At 63.7% G+C, this 4,801-nt stretch carries 8 protein-coding genes; 6 read left to right on the forward strand and 2 right to left on the reverse strand.

What is annotated here, in order from left to right; genetic code table 11:
- The 6 genes from F4V54_RS10135 to F4V54_RS10160 all read left to right on the forward strand — a co-directional run.
- Nucleotides 1–617, forward strand: a 617-nt coding sequence (locus F4V54_RS10135) for an SDR family NAD(P)-dependent oxidoreductase (RefSeq protein WP_150387052.1), incomplete at its 5' end; no start/stop codon positions are given.
- A 23-nt stretch (nucleotides 618–640) separates the two neighbouring features.
- A complete protein-coding gene (locus F4V54_RS10140; RefSeq protein ID WP_150387053.1) occupies nucleotides 641–1,303 on the forward strand; it encodes a LysE family translocator in 663 nt (220 codons plus the stop codon).
- The gene (locus F4V54_RS10145; protein WP_150387054.1) at nucleotides 1,300–1,620 is read left to right on the forward strand and encodes a heavy metal-binding domain-containing protein; all 321 of its coding nucleotides are present in this window, start codon (nucleotides 1,300–1,302) and stop codon (nucleotides 1,618–1,620) included. The genes F4V54_RS10140 and F4V54_RS10145 overlap by 4 nt, the downstream gene beginning before the upstream one ends.
- Nucleotides 1,620–1,865, forward strand: a complete 246-nt coding sequence (locus F4V54_RS10150; RefSeq protein WP_102723676.1) for an RNA-binding S4 domain-containing protein — start codon at nucleotides 1,620–1,622, stop codon at nucleotides 1,863–1,865. The genes F4V54_RS10145 and F4V54_RS10150 overlap by 1 nt, the downstream gene beginning before the upstream one ends.
- A gap of 3 nt (nucleotides 1,866–1,868) precedes the next feature.
- Nucleotides 1,869–2,672: a VOC family protein gene (locus tag F4V54_RS10155; RefSeq protein ID WP_150387055.1), complete on the forward strand. Its 804-nt coding sequence runs from the start codon at nucleotides 1,869–1,871 to the stop codon at nucleotides 2,670–2,672.
- A 6-nt stretch (nucleotides 2,673–2,678) separates the two neighbouring features.
- Nucleotides 2,679–3,518 (forward strand): hypothetical protein, encoded by an 840-nt coding sequence (locus F4V54_RS10160; protein WP_150387056.1) that lies wholly within the window; start codon nucleotides 2,679–2,681, stop codon nucleotides 3,516–3,518.
- A 9-nt stretch (nucleotides 3,519–3,527) separates the two neighbouring features.
- Here the strand turns inward: F4V54_RS10160 and F4V54_RS10165 are convergent, their stop codons facing one another.
- On the reverse strand, nucleotides 3,528–4,538 hold the full coding sequence (locus F4V54_RS10165; RefSeq protein WP_150387057.1) for an alpha/beta hydrolase: 1,011 nt from the start codon (nucleotides 4,536–4,538) through the stop codon (nucleotides 3,528–3,530).
- Nucleotides 4,539–4,576: 38 nt separating this feature from the next.
- Nucleotides 4,577–4,801: M13-type metalloendopeptidase (locus F4V54_RS10170; RefSeq protein WP_282958592.1), on the reverse strand; the 225-nt coding region annotated here is incomplete at its 5' end.

Genomic DNA, 4,801 nt, shown 5'->3' on the forward strand with positions numbered 1-4,801 from the left:
TTGCTGCCCGCCGCGCTGAGGAGTGTGAGCGCATCGCTGCCGAAATCGGTGGCGTGGGTGTGGGGTTGGACGTGACGGATCAGGCCAGCGTCGACGAGCTCGCGGCCCGGCCGGACCGCGTGGACCTGCTGGTCAACAATGCGGGCGGCGCGCGCGGCCTGGACTTCCTGCGTGATGCCAACCCGGAGGATTGGGACTGGATGTATCAGACCAACGTCATGGGCACGATGCGCATGATCAAGGCGCTGTACCCGCAGCTCGTGGCGGCGGAGGGGCTGGTGGTCAACGTCGGCTCCATCGCCGGGTGGGACGCGTACCCGGGCGGCAGCGGCTACAACGCCGCCAAGTTCGGGTTGCGCGCCATCACACGTGCTTTTCGACGTGAAGAGCAGTCCACCCCCATCCGCATCACCGAAATCGACCCAGGCCGGGTGAAAACGGACTTCTCCATCAACCGCTTCGGCGGCGATACCGAACGTGCCGCGGCGGTCTACGAGGGCAAACTCAATCTCACCGCTGAGGACATCGCGGAGGCGATCCGCTGGGTGGCGTCGCTGCCGAAGCACGTGAACATCGACACGATGAACATCATGCCGACGGATCAGGCCGAGCGCTAAACCCAGGTAGACGCAGGTAGACCATGACTATTTCCACATACGTGGCGCTGGTGGGCATTTGGGTTGCTGCCATCGCCAGTCCTGGCCCGGACCTGGTGCAGATCATTCGGCTGGGCGCCAAGTCCCGCGCCATCGGCGTGGCCTGCGCCGTGGGCATCATGCTGGGCAGCACGGTCTGGATCGCGGCGTCGCTTTTGGGCCTGAGCGCCCTGATCAAGGCGGTGCCAGAGGTCTTGGCGGTGCTGCAGCTCGTCGGTGGCATCTACCTTTTCTTCATGGGTGTGGGGGCTATACGTGCCGGTCTTTCAGCGCAGAAACTCCAGGTCGCCGAATCGGGCGCCGAACAGGCCCGCGCGCAAGCAAACAGCAAAGAACACACCACCGCCCAAGCCCTGCGCATCGGGGTGTACACCAACCTGTCCAACCCCAAGGCGGTCCTGTTCTTCGGTGCCGTGTTCGCCCAGTTCATCACCCCGGGCATGGGGTGGGAGTGGATGCTGCTCATCCTGATCACGCTGGTGGTCATTGGGTTTGGGTGGTTCGTGGGGTTTGCGGTGCTCGTCGATAAGCTGGCTAGCTTTTTGGCGCGCTGGGGGCACGTGGTGGACCTGGTTACGGGCCTTGTCTTTGTGGCGTTGGCCGTGTGGATGCTTGTCGGTGCTTTCCAAGTAGTGTTAAGGGCATGATTCTTACCACTACTCCGACCGTTGAGGGTCGCACGATTGTTGAGTACATGCGCATCGTCGGCGGTGAGACCATCACCGGCATGAACATGTTCAAGGATATTGGCGCGGGTTTCCGCAACTTGGTTGGTGGCCGCGCGAGCTCGTGGGAGGCGGAGCTGGTTTCCGCCCGCGATAGTGCGCTCAATGAGCTGTGGGAGCGCGCCCGCCAGATTGGGGCGGATGCCGTGGTCAGCGTTGAGTTGGACTATTCGCCGATGGGTGCGGACGGCTCGATGATGCTTGTCGCCGCCACCGGCACAGCCGTCAGGTTGGGTTAATGGAAGTTGAGATCAACGGCGGGAGCATTAAGCTCGGCCAGTTTCTTAAACTCGTGAATTTGGTGGAATCCGGTGGTCACGCCAAGGAAGTCATCGCCGACGGCCTCATCTATGTCAACGGTGAGCCCGCCTCATCGCGGGGCCAATCGCTTATCGACGGCGACGTGGTCTCCGTCCCTTCCACCGGCGACTCCGTGACCATCGTGGCCGATGGTGCTACCCCTGAACAATGGAGGAACCCTTAAACCATGCCTGCTTTTGAAGCCCAGCCGGGAATGCCCTACTGGATTGAACTGGCTACTACGGAGGCGCGAAAGTCCTCCTATTTCTATTCCCGGATTCTGGGGTGGGAGATGGGGGAGGCCGGTGACGATGATGGCTCTGCCGGCGATTACCGTGTTGCTCGCCTGCAGGGGATGCCGGTGGCGGGCATGGTGGAGCAGGACTCCATGCCGGATACGTGGATGACGTATTTCTATACCACCGACATCGCACGGGATTCTGCGCGAGTGGCGGAGCTCGGTGGGCGCGTGCTCTCTGAACCGATGGAGGTATCCCTAGGCACCATGGCGTTGTGCGCGGATGTTGCTGGGGGCTGGTTCGGGTTGTTCCAGCCCGCGGGGGAAGAAGCGTTCGTGGCGGCGGGGGAGCCGGGAACGCCGGTGTGGTACGAGTATGCGTCGACAAGCAATGTGCGCGCTGTCGCTGATTTTTACGGCGAGCTTTTTAGCTGGGACATTGTGGAAAATGAGGGCTACCTGCTGATCATGCAGGACGGTGCTGCGTTTGCGGGTATGTGGGATGCGTCCGGGCAAATTCCGGCGGACGTGCCGAGTTTCTGGAGCTCCTACGTGGGTGTGGCTAACATCGCTGAAACACGCATGAAGGTGCAGGAATTCGGGGGGGAGATCCTGCGCGGCCCGGAGAATTCTCCCTTCGGTCTGCTGCTCACCGTGGCCGATCCTAACGGCGCGGTGGTCACGCTGTGCGAGGTCGATGAACCTGTCGACGAGGACACCCTCGACGAGGCCGAATCCATCCTGCACTTGTAGAACACCATGCGGGTGAAACGTTTCGCGGCGGGCGTCGCGTGTCTGATCCTGGGGCTGAGTGTGCTTGCGCCGACTCCCGCGGTGGCCCTTGATGTGCTACCGGGTGACCCCGATGAGCGCACAGACCTTGCGGTGTACCACGATGATGGCCGCTGGAGTGGCAGTCCTGGTGCGAAGGACCCCCGGCCGGCGCTGTCCTTGGCCAAGCTGTACCTCGGCTACTGGATCCTCCAGAACGGGAGAACTGAGGACAAGGGCAAGGTATGGCGGATGGTGCGTGCCTCCTCTGACGGCCTGGCGGTGGAGTTGGACCGCAGGTACCCGAAGGCTATCGATGCGGTGGCCAAGGAATTTGGGCTCACCGCCACGGTGAGCGCCGGCTACTGGGGGCGGTCGGCTACCTCCCCGTATGACATGGCCAAGTTCATCAACCTGGTCAAGGATGACCCGGTGGCCGAACCCATCATCCGCGCGATGGCTAACCACACGCTGTATGCGGAGGATGGGTTCGAGCAGGATTTTGGTACGGATCAGTTGCAGGGGGTCATCGGGACCAAATTTGGCTGGTCAGATGACCGGTCAGGGGCGGTGGCATCCGTGTCCTTCGGCCGGGATTTCGCCGTTGCGGCCATGACGTATGGGGATGTTGATGATCACACAGAAGACGTCTTGGAATGGATCGACCAGACCGACCAGCAGCGTCGTTGGTTTCTGCCCGGTGGAGGTGACATCGGGCCCGCCTCGGGTGATGGCACGGGTCTCACAGCGGTAATGCCACTGTGGCTCAATGCTCGTGGCCAGAAGCGCCCGGTGCCTACGCTGAGGCCACTGGATGCGACCCGTTAGTCCACGCCTCTAGTCCACGCTGCGGAGGAAGTCCGCAATATCCCGCACCCGCCGGCGGTTCTCCGCCGGGGTAGCAATGCGGTGGGTGGAGTGGTACTCCGCCACTTGAACGGTGTCGCTGGCACCGGAGACATCTGGGCGGGCAGCGATCTCGTCTTGCAGAGCCACCTGGAGGAGTGTTCTTGGCCACTCGGTGGGGGAGGGTACGGTATGACCCCCGCGCAGATCCTCGGGCAGGTTGGCTACGGAGTCCAGGTCGGGGAAGGTGAGCACGAGGGCGTCGACCTCTGCCCTGGCTGCTGCGTCTTCCGCGGCAGCCAGTGCCGCCAATGCGCCACCCGAGCTGTAGCCCCACAGCGTCACCGAAGCCGGTTCTTGGGAGCGTACGTAGCCGATGGCTTTGCGCACGCTGTCCAGGATCTCATCCAGGTCCGCCTCAGGGGCCAGCGGGTGGTCTAAGTCCAGGATGGTGGTGCCGGACAGTTCTGCCGCCGCGGCTACCTCGGGGCGCCACTGCAGTTCCAGTGCCTGCCCGGAGCCACGCCACCAGCCACCGGAGTGGAGGGATACCGCCCACCGGCCGGTGGGGGCAGTAGGTACGAAGATGCGCGCCGGGATGTCCACCTGACCGGGTAGGTCCGGTAGGTCAGACAGTGCCGGCAGTTCGCGGGTGGTGCCGATGTTCATGCCGTAGGCCACGCCCGGCATGGTGTGGTCCAGGCCTGAGCCCAGCATGAGCATCGCGGCGTGAGTGATGCGGTCCGGCAGGTTAGCCACGTAGCGGTCCGCATCGCCTGGGTCGCCGCTGCCACCCTTCCACGGCGGGGTGAAGTCAGGCACCGGGTAGGTGGCATCCATGTAGCTGACTAGCTGCTCCAGCTGCTCCTTCGGCGGCAGTGTGCGCTCCACGCCGCCGACGTTGAAGTCCTCATTGCCCTGTTCATTGAGGGGGTAGGCGGTGTTGGAGGGGCCCGCCGGGAGGTCCTCCACTTCCGGTGCGGGTTCCGGGATGTGGCGCATGCGCTCTTGGCCGGCGCGGTAGTCCGGGGTGTTCATGGCTACCAGATCACCACCCTGTCTTTCTCAGGCACGAGGGTTTCAGCCGATGGGAAGGCCTCGTAGAACTCGGCGATGTTGCCGGCCACGATGTTGCAGCGGAACTCCGCCGGCGAGTGCGGGTCAATGGCCAGGTACTGCGCGGCCATTTCCGGGCGGATGGCGGTGCGCCACACCCGTGCCCAGGCGAGGAAGAGGCGCTGCAGGCCGTCGAAGTCCTGGCCGTC

The organism is Corynebacterium tuscaniense, assembly GCF_008693065.1.
Taxonomy (GTDB): domain Bacteria; phylum Actinomycetota; class Actinomycetes; order Mycobacteriales; family Mycobacteriaceae; genus Corynebacterium; species Corynebacterium tuscaniense.

Excerpts from the sequence above, each read along its gene's own strand:
- F4V54_RS10145 (WP_150387054.1), top strand. The coding sequence starts at position 1,300 with ATGATTCTTACCACTACTCCGACCGTTGAGGGTCGCACGATTGTTGAG.
- F4V54_RS10140 (WP_150387053.1), top strand. The coding sequence starts at position 641 with ATGACTATTTCCACATACGTGGCGCTGGTGGGCATTTGGGTTGCTGCC.
- F4V54_RS10150 (WP_102723676.1), top strand. The coding sequence starts at position 1,620 with ATGGAAGTTGAGATCAACGGCGGGAGCATTAAGCTCGGCCAGTTTCTT.
- F4V54_RS10160 (WP_150387056.1), top strand. The coding sequence starts at position 2,679 with ATGCGGGTGAAACGTTTCGCGGCGGGCGTCGCGTGTCTGATCCTGGGG.
- F4V54_RS10165 (WP_150387057.1), bottom strand. The coding sequence starts at position 4,538 with ATGCGCCACATCCCGGAACCCGCACCGGAAGTGGAGGACCTCCCGGCG.
- F4V54_RS10155 (WP_150387055.1), top strand. The coding sequence starts at position 1,869 with ATGCCTGCTTTTGAAGCCCAGCCGGGAATGCCCTACTGGATTGAACTG.